Here is a 26,104-nt window from a genome sequence, read left to right on the forward strand (position 1 = left end):
GTCCTGTTAAGTTAGCGCTGCTGGTTAAATCCAGCCGCCGTCTACAATAAAATTTTGTGCGGTGCACAGTTTGCTGTCGTCAGAGGCCAGAAACAGCGCCATCGCTGCTACATCTTCTGGCATCACGCTGTCTTTAAGGCACTGGTTTTTTTCAATGTCTTTTGCTGTTTCAGCGGTAACCCAGTGGGTTAACTGGCGCTCTGTCATTACCCAACCCGGCGTCAGCGTATTAACACGGATTTTATCCGGGCCTAAATCCCGTGCTAAGCCACGGGTTAACCCCAGTACCGCCGCTTTGGCGCTGGTGTAGCCTGGCATGCCCCCCTGGCTCTCGTACCAGCTCATTGAGCCAAGGTTGATAATTGAACCACCACCCAGTTGTTTCATTTGCGGATACACCGCCTGAATAGCAAAAAACTGATGCCGCAGGTTTATCTGCATGCGCTGATCCCAGTACTCCTCGGTTACGTCCAAAAAGTGATGGCGGGTATCACTGGCGGCGTTGTTGATCAGTACGGCAATGGCCCCTAAATCCTGCTCAGTCTGGCTGATAACCTGCTTTAACCGGTCGATATCAGTTAAGTCACACGAATAAAAACGCAGCGCACCGTATTGCTGCCCGCTAGCTGGCAATGCCTGTAACCGGCTAACCAATGCCTGGGATTCAGCTTCGAGAATATCGACAAACGCCACTTTGGCACCCTGACGATAAAAGGCTTCAACCAGGCAGGCACCAATGCCCGAACCTCCGCCGGAGATAAATACGGTTTTATCCCGCAAGCTGGGATAGTTGTTGCTTAATGTCATAGCTAACCCTGTTTAAGCGCCTGCGGCCACAGGCGCGGTTTTATTTAATGTGAATGTGCCGGTACCGCAGCGCCACGACAGCCCACCAGAAAGTCAAAGTCGCAGCCTTCATCAGCCTGCAATACCCGCTCGCGGTACATTTCCATATAACCGCCGGTGCGCAAAATAACCTGAGTGGATTTTAATTTTTCCAGCCTTGCCGCCAGCTCAGCATCGGACACCTCCAGTTGCAACAGGCCGTTTTCAGCGTCCAGCTGAATATAATCACCTTCCTGCACTGCCGCTAACGGGCCCAGCTCCATCGCTTCGGGTGTTACATGCAGTACCACGGTACCAAAGGCCGTGCCGCTCATCCGCGCATCAGATATGCGAACCATATCTTTAATGCCCTTTTTCAGCACCTTGGGCGGCAGGCCCATATTGCCCACTTCTGCCATGCCGGGGTAGCCTTTGGGGCCACAGTTTTTCAGTACCATGACGCTGTTTTCGTCAATATCCAGCTCAGGATCGTTAATCCGCGCTTTGTATTGATCGAAGTTTTCAAATACTACCGCTTTACCCCGGTGTTTCATCAGGTGCGGGCTGGCAGCAGAAGGCTTTAATACTGCGCCACGTGGTGCCAGATTGCCGCGCAAAATGCAAATGCCGCCGTTAGCCACCAGCGGGTTATCCAGCGAGCGAATGACATCATCGTTATGACACTGCGCATCTTTGACGTTATCCCAGATGGTTTTGCCGTTTACTGTCAACGCGTCTTTCGTCAGCATGCCCAGCTCCGCCAGCCGGCGATGCACTGCCGGTAAACCACCAGCGTAATAGAATTCTTCCATCAGATATTTACCGGATGGCTGCAAATTAACTATGGTTGGCACACCGCGGCCATGCTGCCAGTCGTCCAGGCTTAAATCGACGCCGATGCGCCCGGCGATGGCTTTTAAATGAATCACGGCGTTAGTAGAACCACCAATGGCGGCATTGGTGCGGATGGCATTTAAAAATGCGTCTTTGGTTAACACTTTTGACAGCCGCAAGTCTTCATGCACCATTTCAACAATGCGCATGCCAGACAGATGCGCCAGCACATAGCGGCGCGAATCTACCGCCGGAATAGCCGCATTATGTGGCAGGCTGGTACCGAGCGATTCAGCCATACAGGCCATAGTCGAAGCAGTACCCATGGTATTACAGGTACCGGCAGAGCGTGACATACCAGCTTCAGCACTTAAAAACTCGTTCATATCAATATTGCCGGCTTTTAAATCTTCGTGCATGCGCCACACCAAAGTGCCGGAGCCGACATCCTGGCCTTTATGTTTACCATTTAACATAGGGCCGCCGGTAACCACGATAGTAGGTAAATCGCAGCTGGCAGCCCCCATCAGCAACGCTGGTGTGGTTTTATCACAGCCCACCAGCAGCACCACGCCGTCTATCGGATTACCGCGGATAGACTCTTCAGTATCCATCGCAGCCAGGTTACGGGTTAACATTGCCGTTGGCCGTAAGTTCGATTCACCATTAGAAAACACCGGAAACTCAACCGGAATACCACCGGCTTCACGGATACCATTTTTTACCCGCTCGGCAATTTGCCGAAAGTGTGCATTGCACGGCGTTAATTCTGACCAGGTATTACAGACACCAATAACAGGTCGTCCCTGAAAGTGGTGATCCGGAATACCCTGATTTTTCATCCAGCTACGATACATAAAACCGTTTTTGTCATTAGTGCCGAACCAGCTTGCTGATCGTAACACTGTCTTGTTGTCACTCTTTTTGTCGTCGTTATCTGCCATGGTTGCATCTCGCAATAGCTTAATTTAATATTATTGTATTACTAATACTAAAACCTTGGAACGGTTACAAGTGATTTTTTCTCCGGCAGCAAAATCTGCAGTTTGCTAATGGGGTAAAACTGCTGTCAAAGCAGTATATTAGTAATACTATAATTCAAATATGGCAATTACAAATACCGACAGGGGACTTATGAAAAAACTACTACTGCTAGTTGGCTTGTGCTGGGCACTGGCCGCCAGCGCTAACCCTATTTTTAAGGATGTGCGTACCGCCGACCCGGCTGCGATAGTGCATAACGGTACCGTATACTTGTACACCGGCCATGACGAAGCGCCAGACAACAAAGGCTTTTTTGTTATGCATGACTGGCTGATATTTTCTTCCACCGACATGCTGAACTGGCAACGCCATGGGCCAGGGCTTAGCACCAAAGACTTTAAATGGGCCAAAGGCGATGCCTGGGCTTCTCATGTAATAGAAAAAAACGGCAAGTTTTACTGGTACGTTACTGTGCGCCACGCCAGTATTAACGGTTTTGCGATTGGCGTGGCGGTATCTGACACACCACTGGGGCCGTTTAAAGATGCGTTGGGTAAAGCACTTATTACCAATGATATGACTACCGACACCGACATTGACTGGGACGACATTGACCCGGCCGTGTTTACCGACGATGACGGCCAGTCTTATCTGTTTTGGGGTAATACTAAAGCCCGCTATGCCAAACTAAAGGACAATATGATTGAACTGGACGGCCCGATTAACACCATCGATGTGCCCGATTTTACTGAAGCCTTATGGGTGCATAAACGTGGCGATATTTATTATTTGTCCTATGCTTCCGGCTTTCCGGAAAAAATTGCCTATGCCACCAGCAACAGTATTCATGGCCCCTGGCAGTATCGCGGCATTCTGAACGAAGTGGCCGGCAATTCACCGACTAACCATCAGGCCATTATCGAATTTAAAGATAAATGGTTCTTTATCTACCACACCGGCGCATCGCAACCGGATGGCGGTGAATTCCGCCGCGCGGTAGCGATAGACCCACTGTACTACAACGAAGATGGCAGCATTAAACGTATCATTATGACATCGGAAGGCATTACCGAAGCGGTGAAATAAGTTATTGGCTGACTGCAGGCTAGTACGCCGCAGCCAGCGTTTTTATACTACTTTTTGCAATAAGAGGAATACCATGCGTCTTATTCAGTTTTATACCTCAGACAAGCAGCGCACTGTAGCCATTGTTAATTCTGCCGACAGCGTTACGCCGTTGCACAGTGTCAGTTCGGTTTATCAGTTGGCGCAGCTGGCGCTGAGCAACCAACTGTCGCTGCAACAGCAAAGTCTGGCCCTGAAAAGCGATACAACGTTGAGTTACAGCGAGATTATGCAACAACAGCGCATATTGCCGCCCTATGATCACCCGGACGATGCCGCCCACATGCTGGTAAGCGGCACCGGCCTGACGCATTTAGGCAGTGCAGATACCCGCGCCACTATGCATGCGCAAACCTCCGGTAAAGCCGACTCTGAGCTGACCGATACCATGAGAATGTTCAAACTGGGTGTTGAAGGCGGCAAACCTGCAGCTGGCCAGCAAGGTGTGCAACCGGAATGGTTTTATAAGGGCGATGGCAGCATCGTGGTTGCACCTGGCGCGGCGCTGATGTCACCCGGCTTTGCACTGGATGGCGGCGAAGAGCCGGAAATTGCCGGCTTGTATATTATTGACCCGCAAGGCCAACCACACCGGCTGGGGTTTGCTATTGGTAACGAGTTTTCTGATCATAAAACCGAGCGGCAAAACTACCTGTATCTGGCGCACTCCAAACTACGGCCATGCTCGTTTGGCCCTGAGCTGCTGGTAGGCGAGTTACCGGCTGATATCCGCGGTCATTCACGCATTATCCGTAATGGCGAAACGGTGTGGCAAAAACCTTTTGTCAGTGGCGAGCAGAATATGTCGCACAGCATTGCCAACCTTGAGGCGCACCACTTTAAATACCGGCAGTTCTGCCGTCCGGGTGACGCCCATGTGCACTTTTTTGGTACCGCCACCTTAAGCTTTGGTGACGGCTTTGCAACACAGGCCGGTGATGTGTTTGAAATTGGCGCGGCACCATTTGGCCTGCCACTGCAAAATACGCTGGCTATTGATAATGATGTCAGTGTGCAGGTTAAAGCGCTGTAACTGTAGCGCCCGGATGGCAAAGCAGTAAGCCCAAATTTTGGTTAACAACTATTGGTTTACTGCTTATTTTTAGCGTACAGCTTAGGGTTTTATGCGCCGCTGCCGGTAAAGTTGGCCAGGGCGTAATCGAGGTTTTCTTTTGACCGGCTGAGCAAACGCGACATCGCCTGTTTCGCACCCGGCGCATCACCTGCAGCTATCGCTTCATATACGGCTTTGTGCGCAGGCAGCGCTTCGGTATATTCATCACCAATTGAACTGCTTAGCCGGAATAACCCCATCAACGCCGTTTGAATGGTCATACCCAGCGAAATCATAAATTCATTGTTAGTCGCATTCAGCACACAAAGGTGAAAATTCAGATCGCTGGAGAACACCTCATCAGTGCCCAGCTTAGCTTTTTCCATATCCTTATAAGCTTTGGCCAGCAATTTTATCTGTTCAGCAGTGCTGTTCTTCGCTGCCAGCTCTGCCGCAGCCGGTTCAAAAATCTCCCGTACTTCAAACAAGGACACAAAAAACTTAGGTGTAGGCTTAGACTCAAAGCACCAACTGAGTATTTCGGTATCGAACATATTCCAGTACTGCCGCGGCCGCACACGGGTACCCAGTTTGGGCCGGGCTTCAATTAAACCTTTAGCAGTAAGAATTTTAAAAGCTTCACGCAGCGCCGTGCGCGAGACATCCAGCTCTGCACCAATAGCAGCTTCATTCGGAATATATTCGCCCGGTGTATAAACCCCGCTGACAATACGGGTTCCCAGCTCTTCAGCAACCCAGCCATGGATACTTTGCGGACGATTTCTGCCTGCAGCCATTTAATTCTCCTTGCTCACACCTGCGCTATCAGCCGCAGCCGCTTAGCTGCACCAATACTACTACAATAATATATATCCTATCTTATTAATGTAGAAAAACCCATAAGCTAAATCAACTTAGCCAGCCGGTGGCAGCCTAACTGCAACTGCCACCCGCTGCTGTTCGCTGTCCGACAGGTTGCAACAAGTACGGTTATCAGCTACTGAACGTTATGGCAGCACAAAGCCAACAGCATCATTTACTTTCGCCAGTGTTGCTGCGGCGCGCGAACGGGCTTTTTCTGCGCCAGCCCGCATAACAGTGGTTAAAGTAGTCTGATCAGCACGCAGCTCGGTAAAGGTTTTCTGTACCGGCTCTAATAAAGCAATGACAGCATCGGCAACATCGCCTTTTAAATGGCCGTACATTTTACCTTCGTATTCCGCTTCCAATGCGGCGATAGTTTTGCCGGTTACACCGCTTAGAATGCTTAATAAGTTGGCTACGCCCGGTTTAGCGTCAAGGTCAAAGCGTACCCGTGGCGGGTCTTCTGAATCTGTCATCGCCTTTTTAAACTTTTTGCTGATCATTTTTGGATCTTCAAGCAAACCCACGAAGTTCCATGGGTTTTCATCCGATTTAGACATCTTCTTCGTTGGGTCCTGCAAGCTCATTACCCGTGCTGCTACTGGCGGAATAAAAGGCTCAGGCACGGTAAAAATATCACCATGTACTGCGTTAAAGCGCATAGCAACGTCACGGGCTAACTCTAAATGCTGCTTTTGATCATGGCCAACCGGAATTTGATTGGCCTGATACAATAAAATATCGGCAGCCATCAGTACCGGATAAGTAAACAAGCCGGCGTTGACATTGTGGGTATGACGCTCTGATTTATCTTTAAATTGTGTCATCCGGCTTAGCTCGCCAAACTGGGTATAGCAGTTCAGCACCCAGGCCAGCTGGCTGTGCTCAGGCACATGTGATTGCATAAACACCGCAGAGCGCTTTGGATCGATACCACAGGCCAGATACAACGCCAGGCTGTCGAGCGAAGCGCTACGCAGTGCCGCCGGTTCTTGCCGTACGGTAATAGCATGCAAATCCACAATACAGTACAAGCAATCATAGTCATCCTGCATTTTGTCCCACTGGCGCAGCGCCCCCAGATAATTACCGATGGTAAGTTGTCCGGATGGCTGTGCACCACTTAGCACAATTGGCTTATTGCTCATAGTTGTATCCACTTTAAAAGCTGTATTGTTAATGACAGGCCGGTATTCACCGGTTTGAAGTGCAGCATTATAACCATATCAGCACGTTGCAACAGTAAAAAAGCCGCTTAGCGCGGCACTTTTGCCAATTGCTGGCGCATCTTATTAATCACTTCGGCATAATCCGCTGCATTAAATATTGCCGAACCGGCGACAAACATATCGGCGCCAGCTGCAGCAATGTCAGCAATATTGTCTGCGTTTACGCCGCCATCAATCTCCAGCCGGATGGGTAAGCCGCTGTGGTCGATAATGTTGCGCGCTGCTGCCAGCTTATCCAGGGTGGCAGGGATAAATTTCTGCCCGCCAAAGCCCGGGTTAACCGACATCAGTAAAATAACGTCGACTTTATCCAGTACGTAATCCAGGTAACTTAACGGCGTAGCCGGGTTAAATACCAAACCAGCCTGACAACCGTGGCTTTTAATTAGCTGTAAGGTACGGTCGATATGGCGCGATGCCTCAGGATGAAAAGTAATAATACTGGCACCGGCCTGGGCAAACTGCGGTACCAGGCTATCTACCGGCTCAACCATCAAATGCACATCTATCGGTGCAGTAATGCCGTAATTTCTCAGCGCCTGACACACCATAGGCCCCATAGTCAGGTTTGGCACATAATGATTGTCCATTACATCAAAGTGCACCACATCGGCACCAGCCTTTAATACCGCCGTCACATCGTCTCCGAGCCGGGCAAAATCAGCTGACAAAATAGAAGGCGCAATTAAATAGGGTTGCATAGCAGATTTCCGTTTAAGCACAGTAGGCGAACTTTACTGAATTTGACATAAAAATGCACGGCTATGCCGCAGCGCGTTAGCGCCCAAAAAATGAGCAGCAACGCACCAATTTAGCACAAGCTGTTACATAAGTTAAAACGAAAATCATTTATCCACATGAATTAAAACAATAAAACTACATGGCATATATCTTGGAACTTAAAAATGAGGGAACAGAGAAAAGGGCGAATAAAATGAAAACAGCAACAAAAATGACGACGTTAGCAACAAGCATGATGTTACTTGGATTATCGGCCGGCAGTTTTAGTGCCAGTGCAGTAGAGCTTAGCGGGGATATTACTTTCACCTCAGACTATGCCTTTCGCGGTATTTCACAAACCGAAGAAGCTCCGGCTATACAAGGTGGCTTATCGCTGGCCTCTGAATCGGGCTTTTATGTCTCGGTATGGGGCTCAAACGTCGATTTTCTGGCCGAAGGTACACTTGAGCTGGACGTAATGCTGGGCTGGAGTGGCGCTATCAATGACGACTGGTCAACAGATGTGGGTATTATGCGCTACGGCTATCCGAATGCAGAAATTGAAGGATCAAACTTCTGGGAGATTTATGGCTCTTTATCTTACAAAGATTTAACCTTTGGCCTGGCATACAGTGATGATTACTATGCCAACAGTGGTAAATTTTATTATATATACGCTAACTACAGTTATGCCTTAACTGAAAATTTCAGTTTAGACCTGCATGTCGGTCAGAATGAATATGATGACAGCAGTGCCAGCTATCTGGACTGGAGTGTGGGTATCAGCACTGAGGTGTTAGGTGCAGGCCTGAGTCTGGCCTATGTAGATACGGATATTAATGACTTATATCTGGCAGACCGCCGGGTAATATTTTCTATTTCAAAAAGCTTTTAACGCCGCTGTTAATCTACCGGTGTAATTACACCGGTAGCCACCTCGCTTAAATCATATTGTTCAGCTGATAATAAAGTGGCGAATAAATAATCAGCTTGAATCAAAAAGCCAGATGCTTTATTATCGGGTGTGTTTACAAGAGCAAATGGAATTAACATGAAATTTACCCCCCCGTTAAAAGCGGTTGTAATTTCAGCTGGTATTATTGCCGGCGCTCTGAGCCTTGCCCTGCCAGGCTGGGTTGCCAATCATCACTGTCAGCAACTGACTCAGTCAGCTATGCCCTGTACTGAAGTTGATCAACAAAACTGGTTAAGCTGGTTTACCGGAAAAAGCCGCTCGACTCAGTTTCACTTTGTTGATTTACTTGAACTTCTAAGCCGGTTTGCTCCGGTACAAAAGTCTTGATAAACCAAAAACCGTCTGTGCTACAAGTGATTAAAGCTGTGTTAGGTGCTTTAGTGGGTGTGCAGTCAGAGCAACAGCGACAACAAGATTTCAGCGCGACCAGCCCGTTGCCTTACATTGTCGTGGGAATTATTGTCACCCTGCTTTTTGTGGTAACACTGCTACTTGTAGTGTCCTGGGTACTTTCTTAGGCTGATATACCGCAAACAGCTCTGCAACCTTACCGCGTGTTGCACCATTTTGGCTAATTGAACGCCCTACCTGCAAACTATGCAGTTGCGCCTGCTGATAAATCTTCCGTGTCAACGTTGTATCATGGTTACTAATCACCACTGTAACACCACGCTGTTGTGCCTGTTCGGCTAAATTAGCCAGTTCAGCCTGATCATCTAAATTAAAACCTTCTGTGGCATAGCTGGTAAAACTGGCCGTTTTGCTCAGCGGCACATAAGGCGGATCGCAATACACCACAGTGCCACTTGGCGCCTGTAACATGAGTTGCTGATAACTGGCACAGCTAAACTCAGCCCGCTGCGCTTTCTCAGCAAAAAAATACAATTCAGCTTCAGGGAAATACGGCTTTTTATAACTACCAAAAGGTACATTAAACTTGCCAGATAAATTGTAGCGGCACAGACCGTTGTAACCATGCCGGTTCAGGTACAAAAATAACTGTGCCCGCTCGTAGGCGTTGTCACTGAGGTTGAATTGCTGACGCAGTTGAAGATACGCATCACGCTGGTTAGTCATTACCGTAAACAAGGTTTTTGCATCTGCAATAAAGCGCTCAGGCTGGGTCTTAACCAGTTGATATAAGTTAATTAAATCTGCGTTGATATCATTTAGCTTGTAGTTTGAGTAATCCGTATTAAGAAATACTGAACCGGCACCAACGAAAGGTTCTATCAGAGTATCACTGTCTGGCAGATGCTGTTGTATTGCATCTACCAGATTATATTTCCCACCCGCCCACTTAAGAAATGCCCGGCTTTTTTGCCTGCTTTTAACCATTGCTTGCTATTCCGGCACACTTTGCTGATTACGCTGCAAGGCATTAATTTCTGTTTGTATGGCCTGTAATCTTTTAACAAAAGGCCCGCCAGCCCTTAAAGCTTCTGGCAGCTGTGCCAGTTGTTGATTAGCTGCAGCAGCATTACTAAAAGGTGCCAGTAATATTACCCATTGCGTTTTACCCTGCCAGTTACGCTGATAAACCAGGCTATCCAGTTGCGGGTAAGTCTTGTTAAAACGTTGCAGTGATGCATTACTGGACAATACCGCAAGTTGCAATGCTACCTGCTGCCTGTCCATCTCCAGCAGTTGCGCTTCGTCATATTTGAAAGCTCCCGCCGCTATCGCGCTATCTTTTACAACCGGCTCTGGTTCTACCGGCTCTGTTACAACCTCAGTGGTAATGTCTTCCACTGCTGAAGACTCAACCGGAGGCGGGATAACAGGGATCAGCTCAGGCTCTGGCGTAACATCTATAACAGGATCGTTCTCAGCACTAATCTCAGGCTCAGCGTTAACCTCAGGTTCAATGGTAACGGCCGGTACCTGTACCGGTATACGTACCGGCGTATCAGCTGTTTTGCTTTCAGGCCAGAAAAAATACAGCAACATAGCTACCATTACTGCCGCTATCACCATATATACGGCTTTAAACGGCGGCATAGCCGGTTTTGTATATTCAGGTTCTGCTACAGGCTTGACGGCTGCAGGGCGTAATAATAAGTGCAGGTTACCATTAGCCTCCGTCAGGCGGTTGCTCATTTCCAACGGATTAAGCTGCTCTGCCTGCAGCAAGTACTCTGCATCGGCAGAGGTGGGTGGGCTAATGGTAAGCGTTAAGCTGTTGTCCAGCAGGGGTTTAGTGGAAAAGCTGAATAGCAGACAGGGTAAATTCTGCAGCTGTGGTAAAACAGAGCTAAATTGTTCAGTATTATCAACAATAAGCAGCAACGGCGTTACGCCATCCTGAGCCGCAACTTGTTCTGATAATGCCACCCCCGCCTGCGCCGGCAAGCCAAACCATTGCTGCATTAACTGGCTGGCAACTTGCGCCTCGTCCGCCGGCGTATTAAGCAGGGCAACGTTATACTGTTCTGAAAACAGCTCAGCCAGTGTCAGTGCCAGCGTTGATTTACCACTGCCTACAGCACCGACAGCTTCAATATGATCAATATTGTTAAATGCCAGCTGAAACAGCAATCTTTCTGTCCATTCCCGCTGTGACGGCAGCAAGTGGTCAAATAATGCCAATCTTGCCTGTAGTTCAGTTGTTTCCATCAGCAAATACCCTGAAAAGTTCCGTTTCGGTTACGTTATCTACCACAGCTGTGGCGCCAAACGCGGTTGGTAACACAAAACGCATACTGCCGTTTTTCACTTTTTTATCTGTTTTCATATAAGGCATAAAATCGCGAATATGCATACCGGCAGGAGGTTTAACCGGCAATGAAAATGCTGACAATAATGCTTTAATACGCGATAAATCTGCGGCGAGTATATCGCCCCGGCTTACAGCCACTTCCGCTGCCATTACCATGCCGACAGCTACAGCTTCGCCATGCAGCCATTCACCGTAGCCCAGATAAGCTTCTATAGCATGGCCAAAAGTATGGCCTAAATTAAGCAGAGCTCTTTCGCCTTGTTCTGTTTCATCGCGGCTGACAATATCTGCCTTCATCTGGCAACAGTAGCGGATCATCTCGGCCAGTGTAGCAGCATGCTGTTGCTGAATAAGCTGTTGGTTCTGCTCCAGCCAGCTAAAAAAATCAGCGTCTGCTATCAAAGCATACTTGATCACTTCTGCCATGCCTGCGGCAAACTCACGCGCAGGCAACGTCGATAACACTGAGGTATTAATTAATACCTGAGCAGGCTGCTTAAAAGCACCGATCATATTCTTGCCAAGCGGGTGATTTACTGCCGTTTTACCGCCTACAGAGGAATCTACCTGAGATAACAAGGTGGTTGGAATTTGTAAAAACGGCACACCGCGCTGATAACAAGCCGCGACAAAGCCGGTAAGGTCACCTATTACACCACCACCCAACGCAACCAGCAGTACATCGCGTGACATACGCTGTTCCAGCAGAAACCCCATAACCTGCTCAAACGAACTTAAGGTTTTGTAAGCTTCACCATCCGGCAGTAAGAAATGCAGTGTTGTGCAACCGGTAAACAATTGCTGCACCGACTGTAAATAAAGCGATGCCACGGTAGGGTTGGATATAATGACGACCTGGCGACAATTTGCCAGAGCGGTATCTAACCCTTGAAAATTATCAGCGATAGAGATGGTGTAGCTGCGTTCGCCAAGTTGGACTTCAACTTTCTGCATCAGCAGCTCCCTGGTAGATATTGGCTAAAAACCCAGTTGGTCTATGATCTGACTCGCTACAGCACGAGCGCTTTGCTCGTCAGTACGAACAGTGAAGTCAGCAATTTCTGCATAAAGCGGATTACGCTCAGCCGCCAGACGTTCCAGAACTTCTTTTGGTGCCTCTTCAGTTTGCAGCAGAGGTCTGCGTTTATCACGCTGAGTGCGGGCAACCTGTTTTTCAATTGGTGTCTCAAGATACACTACAATACCGCGTGCAGACAAGCGGTTGCGGGTTTCTTTACTCAGTACTGAACCACCGCCAGTGGCAAGTACAATGCCCTGTAGTTCGGTCAGATCCTGAATGACAGTTTCTTCACGTACACGGAAACCTTCTTCACCTTCCAGATCGAATACCCAGGCAATATCAGCACCTGTGCGGCGCTCGATTTCCTGATCCGAATCGTAGAACTCAAGATGAAGCATGTCTGCTAAGTGACGGCCAATTGTGCTTTTGCCTGCACCCATTGGGCCAACAAGGAAGATATTACGTTTTTCTGCCATAGGTAGTATTACTAATCAGCTAACTCAGTGAAAAGTTGAATTCAAGGACCAAAAGGCTCCCACGAAAATTTGAAGCGCTGAATTATGTCAGGAATAGCCTTTTGTTGGCAAGCTAATTCTCAAACCTCCGGCACTGCCGCCAGCGCAGCTACAGCAGTGCTTATGTTGTTAGTTCAAAGACCATCTGTAATGATTTTCGGTGTCACAAAAATTAGTAACTCATTCTTTTCATTAACTTCACGCTTTGATCTGAACAAAACTCCCAGATAAGGAATGTCGCCGAATAACGGTACCTTATTTACCGTCGACAGAATTTGCTGCTGATAAATACCCCCCAAAACGATGGTTTCGCCATTGTCGACTAATACCTGGGTTTGTATTTGCTGTGTATCAATAGCTGTTGCCGGTCCGGTTGGGGTTTGCACCGTTTCACCACGGGTATTCTGGGTAATAATCAGATCGAGAATAATCTTATTATCCGGGGTAATTTGCGGCGTTACCGTTAAACTTAATACCGCTTTTTTAAACTCTACTGTGGTTGCCCCACTGGATGCAGCCTGTACATAGGGTATCTCAACACCCTGTTCAATACGGGCCTGCTTCTGATTGGCCGTAGTAATACGCGGGCTGGCGATAATTTCACCTTTATTTTCCTGTTCAAGTGCTGAAAGCTCAAGATCCAGTAAGGTGCCATCTGCCAGACGGGCAATATGAAAAGCAATACTACCGGCAGGGTTACTGGCAGGTAAGTTAACGTTCCAACGATTATCGAGCGATGGGATCACACCGTTAGCAATACTGTTAGCACCACCCGCGGAGCCTGACGTTCCCTGGTTAGTACTGCCACTGCTTTGCTGATCGCTAAAGCCCCAGCGGATACCCAGTTCATCGGTCACACTATCACGCACGGTAACCATGCGCGATTCAATCAGTACCTGGCGTACCGGAATATCCAGCCGCTCTATTAACTTACGTACACTTTCAATATTGCGGGCAGTATCTTTAATTAAGATGGTATTGGTACGCTCGTCAACATTTACAGAACCGCGCGATGACAGCATGGTTGCATCTTTGTTCGATAATAAACCGGCTAAATCCGCCGCTTTAGCATAGTTAATTGATAAGAAATCTGAGTACAGCGGCTCCAGATCAGCCACAGTTTGTCTGGCCTCAAGCTCCCGTGCTTCACGTGCTGCCAGCTCATCTGTTGGCGCAACCATCAGAATATTACCTTCCATCCGCTTATCCAGACCTTTAACCCTAAGCACGATATCCAGTGCCTGATCCCAGGGCGTACCGTCTAAACGCAAGGTAATATTGCCGGTAACCGAGTCGCTGGTTACCAGGTTAAAGCCGTTATAATCAGCAATAATTTGCAGTACAGTACGTACAGGAATGTCCTGAAAATTCAATGAGATTGCGCGGCCTTTGTATTCTTTCCCGCCGCCGAGAATGCTGCGGTTAGTGGTATCACGTTCAACATTCAGCGTAAAAATGTTATCGATTTGCTGATAGGTAAAGGTAAATTCTGCAGTGGTATCTACCACCAAACGGGTAGAGCCACTCTCTTTAAAGGTTTCGATACCTTTTACAATAGTGCCAAAATCAACTACATCCAGCTGGTATAATAATTCATCGAGAATATCAGTGTTATGGAACTCAACTTCCAGCTTACCTAAACGCTCGGCAACATCCACCGCAGCAGTGTTGTCGCGCAAAAATACCAGCACCCGGCCTTCGCCTTTATCACCGCGGCGAAAATCTATTGCGTTTACCCGGTTGATATAAGTAGGAGTGACATCGGCAACTGAGCCAAGATTGCCAGAAGTAGGGTTATCGGAAATATGAATATGAAAAACGTTACCTCTGACCCGGGTACGATAAATCTTCAGATAATCCAGATAGATAACGGTTTTAAACCCTTCGCCGACAAACTCAGAAGTAACACGCTTTACCCCGGCTTTGTCTATCAGCACTTCATTTAGTTTTTCTTCGTAATCTGAGTTATCAAAAAATAATTCAATACGGGCAGGTTCATTAAATACCTGGATCCCCGGATCGGCGTACAACTCTTCATCAAAAATGAACTCAATTTCTGTTTCGCCTGTGAGCAAAGGGTTGTATCTGACATCATATAACAGAGGCACAGCTGCTGCGGGTAACGACAGTAACATTAAGGCTGCAAAACACACTGCCGTGTGCCGGAGTCTGCCAGACATTATTTTGATTATTTTATCCATGATTTACTCGCATACCTGTCAATTACTCGCTACTGATGACATATCAATCATCTGTAACATGGTCGTCCGTTCTTTCCAGCACCCTGCACCATCGGGGATCAGTTCCAGCAACTCTATATGAGTAGGCTCAACATTAATGACCCGGCCATGAAACAAGCCCACGTGGTTGTTCAGGGTCACCCGATGTAATGTTTTGTCAGAAGCCTCAATCAGCGCCCAGATATTACCGGTATCGCCCAGGGTGCCACGCATCTTTAGGTTATCCAGCGCGTATTTCTCTAAAGGTTCTTTTCTGCGCCTTGGGTCTGGATGTAAACAGTCCTGCACCTGCAAAAACTTATCCTGCACAGCCTCAGGCCTTGGCGCAGCAAAGGGGCTGCGTAAGTTTTGAGAACGATAAGGAATATGAACAAATTCCTTAACTTCCGGCAGTGGTTCAACGCGGGCTCTGGTGCTGGCTTTTACCTCAGCAATGTACTGCTGCACACCGCTCAGATCATTAAAACAACCGCTTAACAGCAAGCTTAGCGTAACAACAGACAATGGCCTGATCATGGCTGAACCTCTTTATAACGATAGGTTTTTGCCACTACGTTAAAGCGTAGCCGTTCATTTGGTTCGGTCTGAATAGAGAAGTCATGCAGGCTTACAATACGTGGCAGCTTAGCGACTTCACTGACGAAATTACCAAACTGGTGGTAGTCACCGACTACTTCTATTTTTATCGGTAATTCAGTATAAAATTCTTTTTCTATTTCCGGTTCCCAGTTGATGCGGATAAAGGTTAAACCGCTGGTGGTTCCAACATAGGTAATATCATCCAGCAAGCCAGGCGTTTCATGCGTTGTTGGTAACTGTTTCAACAGAAATGAAAATGTCTGCTCCATTTCAACCATTTGCTGTTTATACAGATCCAGATTTACTGCAGATGCATACTTGTTGCGATACAGCTGGCGTAACTCAACCTCTTTTTTTTGTGCAAAAGCTAACTCATCAATCTTGCTGTCAACCAGCAGGAAATAACTGAGTGCCAAAACCAGAAGCGCAAGCACTGCAGCAAAAATGATCTTTGCTGCCACAGGCCATGACCCCATATTCTGAAAATCTAAATCATTGATATCAATTTCAGATAAATTCAGATTCATTTAGCACCGCCTTTTGCCGGAGTTACAGTAGCATCAGAGCCCTGCACTGCTTCATAACCTTCAACTTTGAGGTGCATCTTAAAATTACTTAATAAACTGGTATTGTCTTTGCCAGCTTCAATAAATTCCAGCAAGGGGCTGGAAAGTAATTCCGATTCTTCTGCTTCGCGTAACAAATTCGACAAACGGTTATTAGATTCGCTTTTACCTATCAACAGCAAAGCGGTACCTTTTTTATCCAGTTGAGTCAGGTAAACTCCGGCAGGTACAGATTTGGCGATAGCATCCATAATTTGCGTACCCAAATTACGGCTGCCCTGCAATTGTTCAATCAGCGACATACGCTGCTGTAAGTTTTTCTTAGTATCATTTAGTGTACGGATCTCCGCTATACGTTGATCCAGCACCTTAATTTCATTTTCCAGATAACGATTACGCTGCGTTTGTCCGTCAATACGGGCGTTGTAAGTTATGTTTACCAGAAACATCAGCAAAAAACTCATCACTGCTGTTGCCGTAAGTACAGTCAGGTATTGCTTTTGTTGCTCTTTACGCGCAGCTTCCCGCCACGGCAACAGGTTTATATATGCCATGAGGAAAAACTCCTTAACGCCAGACCGCTGGCAACCATCAGCTGGGAGGAATGACGATTAAGCTGCTCACGATCTACAGAAGTCGCCACTTCCATCGCTTTAAAAGGATTAGCAACCACAGTATGAATACCCAGTTCATCAATCAGCAGTTTATCAATGCCTTCTATCAGCGCTGTGCCACCAGACAGCACCAGATAATCCACACTGTCTTTACCACTGCTGGTAAGGTACATCTGAATACCCCGGCGAACCTGCTGCAGCAACATAGTCTGAAAAGGTGCCAACACTTCAAAGGTGTAGTTTGGCGGTAAATCGCTGTTCACTTTAGCCTGTTCAGCTTCGTCATAACTTTTATTGTAATAAGATAAAATACTGCGGGTGTATTGATCGCCACCAAATACCTGGTCGCGGGTATAGAGGGTTTTGCCATTCTCCATAATGCTTAGTAATGTCATAGTGGCGCCGATGTCTACCATAGCAACCACCTTTTTATGTGCATCGTCAGGTAACTGCTTCAGACATAGTTGTGCTGCGCGGCTTAGGGCGTAACTTTCAATATCCACTACCTTGGCAGTAAATCCGCTATTTTCTAAAGCGGCAACGCGCGCTTCTATGCTCTCAGTGCGGGCAGCACTTAACAGTACATTAACTTTAGAAGGATCGGCTTCGTTAACATCCAGCTTTTCAAAATCCAGGCTAACTTCATTTAACGGGTAAGGAATTAAGGTATCAGCTTCTACTTCAATCTGGCTTTCCAATTCAGCATCCGTTAAGGACACATCCATGAAAATGATTTTACTGATCACGGTAGATCCGGAAACGGCGGCAGCAGCAAATTTTACGGAGCGGGGGATCTTTTTACGGATCTTGCTAAGCACATTACCTACGGCTTCTATGTCCTGGATCTCCCGATCAGACATAGCACCTTTTGCCATGGGTTCAACTGCAACGGCTTCTACTTTGTAAACGCCATTATGCTGGCTAAGTAACACCGCTTTGACGGAGTGCGCACCAACGTCAATCCCAACCATCATGGGTGTTTGTTTGCTAAACAGGCGATTTATCATAGCACCCTGCGATCAATTTATAGTTATGATTATAATTGTCTCATTGATAGCTTAGTCGCTAATTTTTGGCAAGAAAAAGCGTTTAATCTAATGCTAATAAATATATACTAGCAGCGTTGTAAAGGAATTGGGAGTAAAAATTGGGGCTATTCAGTGTCTTGGGTTAAAAAATTCTTAATTCTTAGCCTGCTGATGATCGTTTTTGGCATCATTTCGATCGCTGGGATCTACTTTTATCTTAAAGATGATCTTCCGGACGTCACCACCTTGCAGGATGTAAGACTACAAACGCCAATGCAGGTATTTACTGCAGATGGAGAACTGATCTCACAATTTGGTGAAAAACGCCGTATTCCGCTTAAACTGGAAGAAATGCCGCCTTTGTTGGTAGAAGCATTCTTAGCTGTTGAGGATACAAGGTTTTATGAACACCCTGGTATAGATATCATTGGTATCTTCCGTGCTATTTCAGTAGTCGCCTCCTCTGGTGATTTCAGCCAGGGCGCCAGTACCATTACGCAGCAGTTGGCACGAAACTTCTTTTTAAGCCGCGAAAAGAAAATAGTCAGGAAAATCAAAGAAATTTTTCTTGCTATTCATATAGAACAATTGCTTACCAAAGATCAGATCCTTGAACTTTATCTGAACAAAATAGAGCTGGGCCAGCGATCTTTTGGTGTTGGCGCGGCAGCTCAGGTTTATTTTGGCAAAACGGTACATGAATTAACCCTGGACGAAATTGCCATTATTGCTGGTTTACCTAAAGCGCCCTCTGCACTTAACCCTGTACGCTCAGCGTCTAATGCCAGAGCCCGGCGTAATGTCGTGCTTGGCCGTATGCTGGAAACCCGGGTGATTGACAAAGCCGCATACGATCTTGCCATTGCCGCCCCGGTTACCAGCCGCCTGCACGGTGCCCAGATCACCGCCTCTGCCCCTTATATTGCTGAAATGGTGCGCCAGGACATGGTTAACCGCTTCGGCGAAGAAACCGCCTACTCTGCTGGTTTACAGGTATTTACCACTATTCAAAGCGTTCAGCAGGCAGAAGCCAAACAAGCGTTGCAGCAAAACCTGTATGACTATGACGAACGCCATGGCTACAGAGGGCCGGTAGCAGAGGTATGGCAGTCAACTCTGGTAGAAACTGACAACGCAGAGCACAAATTTGAACAGGAAAATCCGCTTAGCACAGAAGAAATCCTGGCATATCTTGATAAACAAAGCAGTATTGAGGATTTACGCCCGGCCATTATCACTGCGGTGCATGAACAAAGTGCTGACGCCGTTATTGCCGGCGGCCAGCAAGTAACCTTGCCATGGGACGGCCTGAAGTGGGCACGCACTTTTCAGACTGATGAACGCCAGGGTGTAGCCCCTAAAACGGCTTTTGCTATTGTTAAGCCCGGACAACATGTCCTGCTACGTCAGCAGAACGACCAATGGCGCCTGAGCCAGGTACCCCAGGCCAGCAGCGCCATAGTCGCGCTTGACCCGCACGGTGGTGCAATCCGCTCGCTGGTTGGTGGTTATAGCTTTAGCCAAAGCCAGTTTAATCGTGTTACTCAGGCCAAACGGCAAGTGGGTTCAAACATCAAACCCTTTATTTATTCTGCAGCTTTAGAACACGGGCATACACTGGCAACTATTATGAATGATGCACCTATTCATCAATGGGACAGTAATGCCGGTATTGCCTGGCGGCCAAAAAACTCTCCGGCAGTTTACGATGGCCCAATCCGCATCCGTGAAGCACTGGCTAAGTCGAAAAACGTGGTATCTGTCCGCCTGCTCAGAGCGGTGGGTATAGACAATATTATTGCCCATTTGCAGCGGTTTGGTTTTACCGCCAGTGATTTACCACGCAATGAAACCCTGTCATTAGGTTCGGCTTCCTTAACACCTCTGGAACTGGTAACAGGCTATGCCGTATTTGCTAATGGTGGTTATCTGGTTAGCCCTTATATTATTGAAAAAATACTGAGCGAAGACGGTGAATTGTTGTATCAGCACAAGCCGGTAACCGCCTGTCGCGACTGTGAAACTGCATCTGTTGCAACCCGGCAAACTGCAGAGCAACCTGTTGATGCCGAAGCACAAATGGATCAGTTATTTAATACGTTGTCGCTGGATACGCCATTAAACCAGCAAGCCAGCGTAGAACAGTCAGCAAAACAGGCTGAGCAGGTTATCTCAGAGCAAAATAGCTTTCTTATTGCTGACGCACTGAAAAGCAGCATTTGGGGTGGCGGCAGCTGGCAACACGGTACCGGCTGGAATGGTACAGCCTGGCGGGTGCAGCAATTAAAACGGCGCGATATCTCTGCCAAAACAGGTACCACCAACGATTCGAAAGACACCTGGTTCTCCGGCTTTACGCCTGATCTTGCCGTCACAGTATGGGTGGGTTTTGACGATGCCAACCGCAGCCTGGGCCGTGCTTTATGGCATGCGAATATGGGCCAGCAACAAAGCGCCGGTACAGAATCAGGTGCCCGCACCGCGTTACCTGCCTGGCTTGCCTATATGAAAACGGCTTTACCGCAATATCCCGAGCAGCCTATGAATGTGCCTGTTGGCTTGTCCTCCGTGCGGATTGATTTGCAAACCGGCCTGCTGACTAACCGTACCGATCACACCAGTGCTTTTGAGTACTTTAAGCCCGGTACTGAACCTAAGCAGTATGCTACCGCCAATATTCAGCAAATCAGTTTTGATAAAGCGCAGGATAAAAAGCAGGACGAAGAGGAAGTAGAGTTATTCTGATTTGTTCTATTGCCTTTAGCTGATTAAAAAGCCCGCATTGCGGGCTTTTGTCTTTATTATCAACGTGACAACAATCAGGCTGATTCAAACCACTGCTTTGCCTGTGCCAGGGCCGCGAGCACTTGCTGCGGTGCGGTACCGCCCAGGGCAGCGCGTTTTTGTAAACCAGCTTCCAGTTGCAGTGCCGGATAAACATCTTCGCTGATTAATGCGCTGAATTGTTTAAGCTCACTTAGCGGCAAAGCTTCCAGCGCCAGCTGTTGCTTGGCAGCATGTACAACCAGCTCACCCACTACCTCATGTGCATCACGAAACGGCATACCTTTGCTGACTAAGTAATCAGCCAAATCGGTGGCGTTGCTGTAGCCCAGCTCTGCCGCCTGACGGCACTGCGACTCGTTGACACTTAAATGTGGCAATACGGTGGCCAGTACCAGTAAAGATTGTTGCCAGGTGGCCATCAGGTCAAAAAAGCCCTGTTTGTCTTCCTGCATATCTTTGTTGTAGGCCAGCGGTAAGCCTTTCAGTACATGTAAAATGGCGACCAGGTGGCCCAATACCCGGCCGGTTTTACCGCGCAGCAGTTCAAACACGTCAGGGTTTTTCTTCTGTGGCATTAACGATGAGCCGGAGCTTATCGCATCACCCAGTTTGAAAAAGCCCGCTTCGCCGGAGCAGAAGAAAATCACGTCTTCAGATAAACGCGATAAGTGCGTCATGCAAATGCTGGCAGCGGCGGATAACTCCACCACGTAATCACGATCTGATACCGCATCTAAGCTATTTAGTGCAGCGCCGGCAAAGCCCAGCCGCTGTGCAAGTAGCTCGCGGTCAACCGCCACACCGGTACCGGCTAAGGCGCCGCAACCGAGCGGACAAACATCCATCCGCGTTAAAGCATCGTCTAAGCGGCTGACATCGCGTTTAAACATCTCTACATAGGCCAGTGCCCAGTGCGCTACTAAAACCGGCTGAGCCCGCTGCAAATGGGTAAAACCCGGCATTACCGCAGTACCAGCACGCTCGGCAAAGGTCAGCAAGGCTGCGATGGCACCCAGTATTGACTGACGCACACTTTGCGCATTCAGTTTGCTCCACAAGCGCAGATCCGTAGCCACCAAATCATTACGGCTACGGCCGGTGTGCAGCTTTTTCGCCACTGCACCCAGTTTAGCCGTTAGCTGTGCCTCAACCCAGCTGTGAATATCTTCTTCGCTGGTTTGCAGCGGCAGTTTAGCGTCTGCATCTATCGCCACCGCTAAATCGGCCAACCCGGCATCGAGCTGCGCTGCCTCATCGCTGCTGATAATACCGGCGTGTGCCAGTTGCTGTGCCCAGGCCCGTGAGGACTGAATGTCCTGTTGCGCCAGCAGATAATCAAAGCTTAGCGAGTCGTTAAAGTCGCGAAACTCAGCAAGGGTTGCTTCCTGAAACCGTCCGCCCCACATTGCCATAATAATTAACCTTTTTGTTGCTGATGTAATGCCCGGATCCGGCTTGCCAGGCTGTACAAGCGGATAAAGCCGGCCGCGTCTTTCTGGTTGTACACTTCATCACCTTCAAAGGTAGCAAAGGCCTCTGAGTACAGCGAGTTGGGTGAACGACGCTTAGCCACGGTAACATTACCTTTGTATAGCTTAATTACCACATCACCGGTTAATTGCTCTGCCAGCGAAGTTGCCGCTGCCAGCAATGCATCTTTTAATGGCGTAAACCAGCGGCCATCGTATACCAGTTGGGCAAATTCCTGACCGACTTCTTCACGGTATTTCAGTGATGTGCGGTCATACACCAGCGCTTCTAACCCCTTTAATGCAGCCATTAAAATGGTACCGCCTGGTGTTTCATAACAACCACGCGATTTCATACCAACTAAGCGGTTCTCGACGATATCAATGCGGCCAACCCCATGCTCTGAACCAATTTCATTCAGTAATTCAATCGCAGCTACCGGTGCAATATCATGGCCGTTAATCTTAGTTAGTTCGCCTTTGGCAAAACTCAGTTCAACATAGGCAGCATGATCCGGCGCCTGCTCGGGTGACTTGGTCCACATCCACACCTGCTCTGATGGTTCACACCAGGGGTTTTCTAACTCGCCGCCTTCATGCGAGATATGCCAAAGGTTGGCGTCGCGGCTGTATATTTTGGTTGCAGATGCTGTAGTTGGCACCTTCTTCTCTGCCAGATAGTTCAGCAGTGACTGACGTGAATTAAACTGCCACTCACGCCAGGGGGCTATAACTTTCAGTTGTGGTGCCAGTGCGGCAAAAGCGCCTTCAAAACGTACCTGATCATTACCTTTACCGGTACAGCCATGACACAAAGCATCAGCGCCCAATTCCAGGGCCAGTTTTACCTGAGCACGGGCAATGACCGGCCGCGCCATAGAAGTACCCAGCAGATACTGACCTTCGTACACGGCACCGGTTTTCAGTGTCGGGTAAATCACTTCTTTAACAAACTCTTCGCGCAAGTCAACGATATGGCAGCTGCTGGCACCGGAGTTAATAGCTTTTTGCTCGACACCGGCCAGCTCTTCATCGCCCTGACCAACGTTAGCAACAAAGGCGATAACTTCACAGTTATAGTTGTCTTTTAACCACGGCACTATGGCCGAAGTGTCCAGACCGCCGGAATAGGCTAAAACGACTTTTTTGATACTCATAGTGTCCTCACGCAAATAAACTGATTAATACAGCATTCTGGGCATGCATGCGGTTTTCCGCCTGCAATAAAACAAGTGACGCTTCGCTGTCGAGTACCTCGCTGGTAACCTCGTGTTCACGATGCGCCGGTAAACAGTGCATAAAATATTTCACCGCCAGGCGTTGCATCACGGCAGTGTTGATCTGGTATGGCTTAAACACACGTTCAATCTGCTCCGGATCTGCTTTATCGCCCATCGATAACCAGGTGTCGGTATAGATAGCGTCAGCACCGGCTGCGGCAGATAAATGTGGGCTTAGTTCCAGCACAGCGCCGGTTTCAAAGGCTATTTTTTGTACCCGTAATAATACCTGGGCATCAGGCGAGAAACCTTGTGGGGTTACTACCGTCATTTTCATGCCGGATAAAGCCGCGCCAATCATTAACGAATGGCATACATTATTGCCATCGCCAACATAGGCCAGATGTACTTTGGTCAGATCGCCAAAACGCTCTTTTAACGCCAGTAAATCGGCCAGCGCCTGGCAAGGATGGTATAAATCACTCAGCGCATTTATCACCGGTTTGTGGCTGGCCTGTGCCAGTTGTTCTAATGTCTGCTGCGAAAATACCCTGGCTACTATCGCATCGGTCCAGCACGCCAGATTACGGCCAAAATCGGCTACCGTCTCGCGCTTACCCATAGCACCATTTTGCTGGTCCAGATACACGCTGTGGCCGCCAAGCTTGTAAATACCCACATCGAAACTGACACGGGTACGCAGCGATGGCTTTTCAAAAATCAGCGCTATGCTTTTCCCCGCCAGGGCCTGGGTGTATTTCTCCGGTTGTTGCTTTACCTTTAGTGCTAAATTCAGCAAATCGTTTAGCATGGCCGGGCTTAATTCAGCCAGACTCAATAGTTGTTTCAGTTTACTCATTTTCAGCTGACCTGCCGCCAGTGCGGCATCCTTGTTTAAGGGACTAACAGACGATGCGCGTGCCTACGGCTTGCTGTCGCATCAGATTTAACAGATCTTGCGGGTGTTGCCAGCCCGCGACAGTGATACTTCGTCGCAGTGCCTGAGCAGTGTCTAAAGCGGCATCCAGTTTTACTTTCATGCCGCCTTTGATAATACCTTGGGTTACTAATTCTGCAGCCTGACTGCTATTGAGCTCGTTTATCAGCTTGCCTTCGCCATCTAAAATGCCGGGTACGTCTGTTAACAGTACTAACTGGCCTTGTACCAGCTGGCAAATAGCCGCAGCTGCTAAATCGGCATTTACATTTAATAATTGCGCCTGCTCGCCATGGCCAACAGAACTGAATACCGGTGTAAAACCAGCAGATAATAAATTTTGTAATAAGCTGCCGTCTTGTGGTTTAGCCACACCGACAGCACCCAGTTTAGTATTTAATTCAAAGCGGCAGCTGTTACCGGCTGACAAGGTTAACCCGACAGGATTTAAACCCTGTAACGAAGCGCGCGCTACCATATGCGCATTGACGGCACCGGCTAAAGCTCCGGCAATCACCGGCATTTGCTCCGCCGGGGAAATACGCTGACCATCAAGCTTTTCAGTATGAAAACCGAATTTGGCCAGCCACTGATCAACCTGATCACCACCGCCGTGCACCAGCACCAGTGGGTACTGCTGTTTTAATTCGGCACACACAGCCAGTAAAGCATCCAGCGCATTGTTATCCTGCAACAACCGGCCGCCCATTTTCAGTACCAGAGGCGTATTACTCATGGCTCACCCCGGCAAACAAACCAGCCGTTTCCGGCTTACCAAAACGCACATTAGCTGCCTGCATAGCCTGAGCCGCCGCACCTTTTAACAGGTTATCGATAGCCGACACCACCACTAACTGCTCACCATCCTGCTGCCAGTGAATATCACAATACGGTGTACCGGCAACGTCAGCCACATTAGGTGAATGCGTAACTAAACGAACCAGAGGTTTACCTGCATAGGCGGTGCTAAATGCACTGTTTACCTGCTCAACAGTAACGCCGGTTTTTAATGTCACTACACTGGTAGCTAAAATACCGCGTTTAAAATTGCCCAGATGCGGCGTAAACACCACTTTGCAGCCCAGGTTTTGTTCAATTTCCGGCCGGTGGCGGTGTTTAAAGAAACCATAGGCATTTAAGCCTACTTCACAAAATGAGGTGTTAAGTGCAGCTTTACGGCCAGCACCGGATACACCGCTGGTAGCATTAATTACCGGGATGCAGTTATCCGCGACCAAGCCAGCTTTAAGCAGTGGTAACAGCGCTAAAGTACAGGCTGTCGGGTAGCAGCCGGGTACCGAAATTAACCGCGGTAATGGCGCACTTTGCCATTCCATTAATGAATACACCGCCTCTTCCAGCAATTCAGGATGCTGGTGCTGATAACCATAATACTGCGGATAAAGCTGCGGTTGTTTCAACCGGAATGCGCCGGATAAATCCACCACATCTATGCCTTGTGCTAACAGCAACGGCGTAACGGCTTCGCTGGCTTCATGCGGCAGCGCCAGAAATGCTACATCAATTTTTCCGTTTAAACCGCTGGCCAGTTCGTCTGTCCACGGCTGCACCATTATATCCAGCTGCTGTTTGTAACGCGGATATAAAGAAGAAAACAACTCTGCACTGCGCCCGGCCGAAGCATAAGCAGCAACAAGTTCAAAATAAGGATTGCGCGCTAAAATCACTGCCAGTTCAGCACCGCTGTAACCGGCAGCACCTAATACAATGCTGCGTACTAAAGAAGAAGATTTGTCAGTTGATAACATCGGATACGGCTCTCGAACAGTAAATAACG

26 protein-coding genes are annotated in these 26,104 nt (G+C 48.2%); 6 read left to right on the top strand and 20 right to left on the bottom strand.

All coding sequences use genetic code 11. The features are described from left to right. Positions 1-24: 24 nt before the first annotated feature. Together J3B89_RS06040 and J3B89_RS06045 are read right to left on the bottom strand one after the other, a co-directional pair. On the bottom strand, positions 25-807 hold the full coding sequence (locus J3B89_RS06040) for an SDR family NAD(P)-dependent oxidoreductase (RefSeq protein ID WP_215396617.1): 783 nt from the start codon (positions 805-807) through the stop codon (positions 25-27). Positions 808-851: 44 nt separating this feature from the next. Next, positions 852-2,603: an IlvD/Edd family dehydratase gene (locus tag J3B89_RS06045; RefSeq protein WP_215396618.1), complete on the bottom strand. Its 1,752-nt coding sequence runs from the start codon at positions 2,601-2,603 to the stop codon at positions 852-854. A gap of 190 nt (positions 2,604-2,793) precedes the next feature. On the opposite strand from J3B89_RS06045, the gene J3B89_RS06050 reads away from it, so the two are divergent. Together J3B89_RS06050 and araD1 are read left to right on the top strand one after the other, a co-directional pair. Beyond that, on the top strand, positions 2,794-3,729 hold the full coding sequence (locus J3B89_RS06050) for a glycoside hydrolase family 43 protein (protein WP_215396619.1): 936 nt from the start codon (positions 2,794-2,796) through the stop codon (positions 3,727-3,729). A gap of 73 nt (positions 3,730-3,802) precedes the next feature. Then, positions 3,803-4,801, top strand: coding sequence for an AraD1 family protein (gene araD1 / locus J3B89_RS06055; RefSeq protein WP_215396620.1), 999 nt, complete (start codon positions 3,803-3,805; stop codon positions 4,799-4,801). Between the two features lie 89 nt (positions 4,802-4,890). Here araD1 and J3B89_RS06060 read toward each other — a convergent pair whose 3' ends face one another. The 3 genes from J3B89_RS06060 to rpe form a co-directional block, all read right to left on the bottom strand. After that, positions 4,891-5,619: a FadR/GntR family transcriptional regulator gene (locus J3B89_RS06060; RefSeq protein ID WP_215396621.1), complete on the bottom strand. Its 729-nt coding sequence runs from the start codon at positions 5,617-5,619 to the stop codon at positions 4,891-4,893. Positions 5,620-5,829: 210 nt separating this feature from the next. After that, positions 5,830-6,834, bottom strand: coding sequence for a tryptophan--tRNA ligase (gene trpS / locus J3B89_RS06065; RefSeq protein ID WP_215396622.1), 1,005 nt, complete (start codon positions 6,832-6,834; stop codon positions 5,830-5,832). Between the two features lie 107 nt (positions 6,835-6,941). After that, positions 6,942-7,616 (bottom strand): ribulose-phosphate 3-epimerase, encoded by a 675-nt coding sequence (rpe, locus tag J3B89_RS06070; protein WP_215396623.1) that lies wholly within the window; start codon positions 7,614-7,616, stop codon positions 6,942-6,944. A 233-nt stretch (positions 7,617-7,849) separates the two neighbouring features. Here rpe and J3B89_RS06075 point away from each other — a divergent pair, with 233 nt between their 5' ends. Then, a complete protein-coding gene (locus J3B89_RS06075) occupies positions 7,850-8,530 on the top strand; it encodes a TorF family putative porin (protein WP_215396624.1) in 681 nt (226 codons plus the stop codon). 8 nt (positions 8,531-8,538) lie between these two features. On the opposite strand, the gene J3B89_RS06080 is transcribed toward J3B89_RS06075, so the two are convergent. Continuing rightward, complete coding sequence (locus J3B89_RS06080) at positions 8,539-8,688, bottom strand: hypothetical protein (RefSeq protein ID WP_215396625.1); 150 nt, start codon at positions 8,686-8,688, stop codon at positions 8,539-8,541. On the opposite strand from J3B89_RS06080, the gene J3B89_RS06085 reads away from it, so the two are divergent. Together J3B89_RS06085 and J3B89_RS21475 are read left to right on the top strand one after the other, a co-directional pair. After that, positions 8,687-8,938 (top strand): hypothetical protein, encoded by a 252-nt coding sequence (locus J3B89_RS06085; RefSeq protein WP_215396626.1) that lies wholly within the window; start codon positions 8,687-8,689, stop codon positions 8,936-8,938. The two genes, J3B89_RS06080 and J3B89_RS06085, sit on opposite strands and share 2 nt — an antisense overlap. Positions 8,939-8,997: 59 nt before the next feature. Continuing rightward, on the top strand, positions 8,998-9,129 hold the full coding sequence (locus J3B89_RS21475; protein ID WP_349814203.1) for a DUF2970 domain-containing protein: 132 nt from the start codon (positions 8,998-9,000) through the stop codon (positions 9,127-9,129). On the opposite strand, the gene J3B89_RS06095 is transcribed toward J3B89_RS21475, so the two are convergent. The 9 genes from J3B89_RS06095 to J3B89_RS06135 form a co-directional block, all read right to left on the bottom strand. Then, the gene (locus tag J3B89_RS06095; protein WP_215396628.1) at positions 9,074-9,949 is read right to left on the bottom strand and encodes a Dam family site-specific DNA-(adenine-N6)-methyltransferase; all 876 of its coding nucleotides are present in this window, start codon (positions 9,947-9,949) and stop codon (positions 9,074-9,076) included. The genes J3B89_RS21475 and J3B89_RS06095 overlap by 56 nt on opposite strands. A gap of 6 nt (positions 9,950-9,955) precedes the next feature. After that, on the bottom strand, positions 9,956-11,227 hold the full coding sequence (locus tag J3B89_RS06100; RefSeq protein WP_215396629.1) for an SPOR domain-containing protein: 1,272 nt from the start codon (positions 11,225-11,227) through the stop codon (positions 9,956-9,958). After that, positions 11,214-12,284 (bottom strand): 3-dehydroquinate synthase, encoded by a 1,071-nt coding sequence (gene aroB / locus J3B89_RS06105; RefSeq protein WP_215396630.1) that lies wholly within the window; start codon positions 12,282-12,284, stop codon positions 11,214-11,216. Before aroB ends, J3B89_RS06100 begins: the two co-directional genes overlap by 14 nt. 24 nt (positions 12,285-12,308) lie before the next feature. After that, positions 12,309-12,827 carry a shikimate kinase AroK gene (gene aroK, locus J3B89_RS06110; protein WP_215396631.1) on the bottom strand — a complete coding sequence of 173 codons (519 nt, stop codon included), beginning with the start codon at positions 12,825-12,827 and terminating at the stop codon, positions 12,309-12,311. A gap of 173 nt (positions 12,828-13,000) precedes the next feature. Beyond that, positions 13,001-15,001, bottom strand: a complete 2,001-nt coding sequence (locus tag J3B89_RS06115; RefSeq protein WP_252349448.1) for a type IV pilus secretin PilQ — start codon at positions 14,999-15,001, stop codon at positions 13,001-13,003. Between the two features lie 84 nt (positions 15,002-15,085). Next, on the bottom strand, positions 15,086-15,622 hold the full coding sequence (locus tag J3B89_RS06120) for a pilus assembly protein PilP (protein ID WP_215396633.1): 537 nt from the start codon (positions 15,620-15,622) through the stop codon (positions 15,086-15,088). Further along, entirely contained in the window at positions 15,619-16,212 is a 594-nt protein-coding gene (locus J3B89_RS06125) for a type IV pilus inner membrane component PilO (RefSeq protein ID WP_215396634.1), read from the bottom strand. Before J3B89_RS06125 ends, J3B89_RS06120 begins: the two co-directional genes overlap by 4 nt. Next, the gene (locus tag J3B89_RS06130; RefSeq protein WP_215396635.1) at positions 16,209-16,805 is read right to left on the bottom strand and encodes a PilN domain-containing protein; all 597 of its coding nucleotides are present in this window, start codon (positions 16,803-16,805) and stop codon (positions 16,209-16,211) included. The genes J3B89_RS06125 and J3B89_RS06130 overlap by 4 nt, the downstream gene beginning before the upstream one ends. Beyond that, positions 16,793-17,872, bottom strand: coding sequence for a pilus assembly protein PilM (locus tag J3B89_RS06135; protein WP_215396636.1), 1,080 nt, complete (start codon positions 17,870-17,872; stop codon positions 16,793-16,795). Before J3B89_RS06135 ends, J3B89_RS06130 begins: the two co-directional genes overlap by 13 nt. Before the next feature lie 153 nt (positions 17,873-18,025). Between J3B89_RS06135 and J3B89_RS06140 the strand changes: the two genes are divergently transcribed. Further along, positions 18,026-20,638, top strand: a complete 2,613-nt coding sequence (locus tag J3B89_RS06140) for a penicillin-binding protein 1A (protein ID WP_215396637.1) — start codon at positions 18,026-18,028, stop codon at positions 20,636-20,638. Positions 20,639-20,712: 74 nt separating this feature from the next. Here the strand turns inward: J3B89_RS06140 and argH are convergent, their stop codons facing one another. From argH to argC, 5 genes are read right to left on the bottom strand one after another with little or no spacing between them, the layout of a single operon-like run. Continuing rightward, positions 20,713-22,092, bottom strand: coding sequence for an argininosuccinate lyase (gene argH / locus J3B89_RS06145; protein WP_215396638.1), 1,380 nt, complete (start codon positions 22,090-22,092; stop codon positions 20,713-20,715). A 5-nt stretch (positions 22,093-22,097) separates the two neighbouring features. After that, complete coding sequence (locus J3B89_RS06150; RefSeq protein ID WP_215396639.1) at positions 22,098-23,306, bottom strand: argininosuccinate synthase; 1,209 nt, start codon at positions 23,304-23,306, stop codon at positions 22,098-22,100. 7 nt (positions 23,307-23,313) lie between these two features. Then, positions 23,314-24,228 (bottom strand): ornithine carbamoyltransferase, encoded by a 915-nt coding sequence (locus J3B89_RS06155; protein WP_215396640.1) that lies wholly within the window; start codon positions 24,226-24,228, stop codon positions 23,314-23,316. Positions 24,229-24,271: 43 nt separating this feature from the next. Beyond that, on the bottom strand, positions 24,272-25,042 hold the full coding sequence (gene argB, locus J3B89_RS06160) for an acetylglutamate kinase (protein ID WP_215396641.1): 771 nt from the start codon (positions 25,040-25,042) through the stop codon (positions 24,272-24,274). After that, complete coding sequence (gene argC / locus J3B89_RS06165; protein ID WP_215396642.1) at positions 25,035-26,075, bottom strand: N-acetyl-gamma-glutamyl-phosphate reductase; 1,041 nt, start codon at positions 26,073-26,075, stop codon at positions 25,035-25,037. Before argC ends, argB begins: the two co-directional genes overlap by 8 nt. Positions 26,076-26,104 lie beyond the last annotated feature (29 nt).

This window comes from Rheinheimera oceanensis (assembly GCF_018831085.1).
Taxonomy (GTDB): domain Bacteria; phylum Pseudomonadota; class Gammaproteobacteria; order Enterobacterales; family Alteromonadaceae; genus Alishewanella; species Alishewanella oceanensis.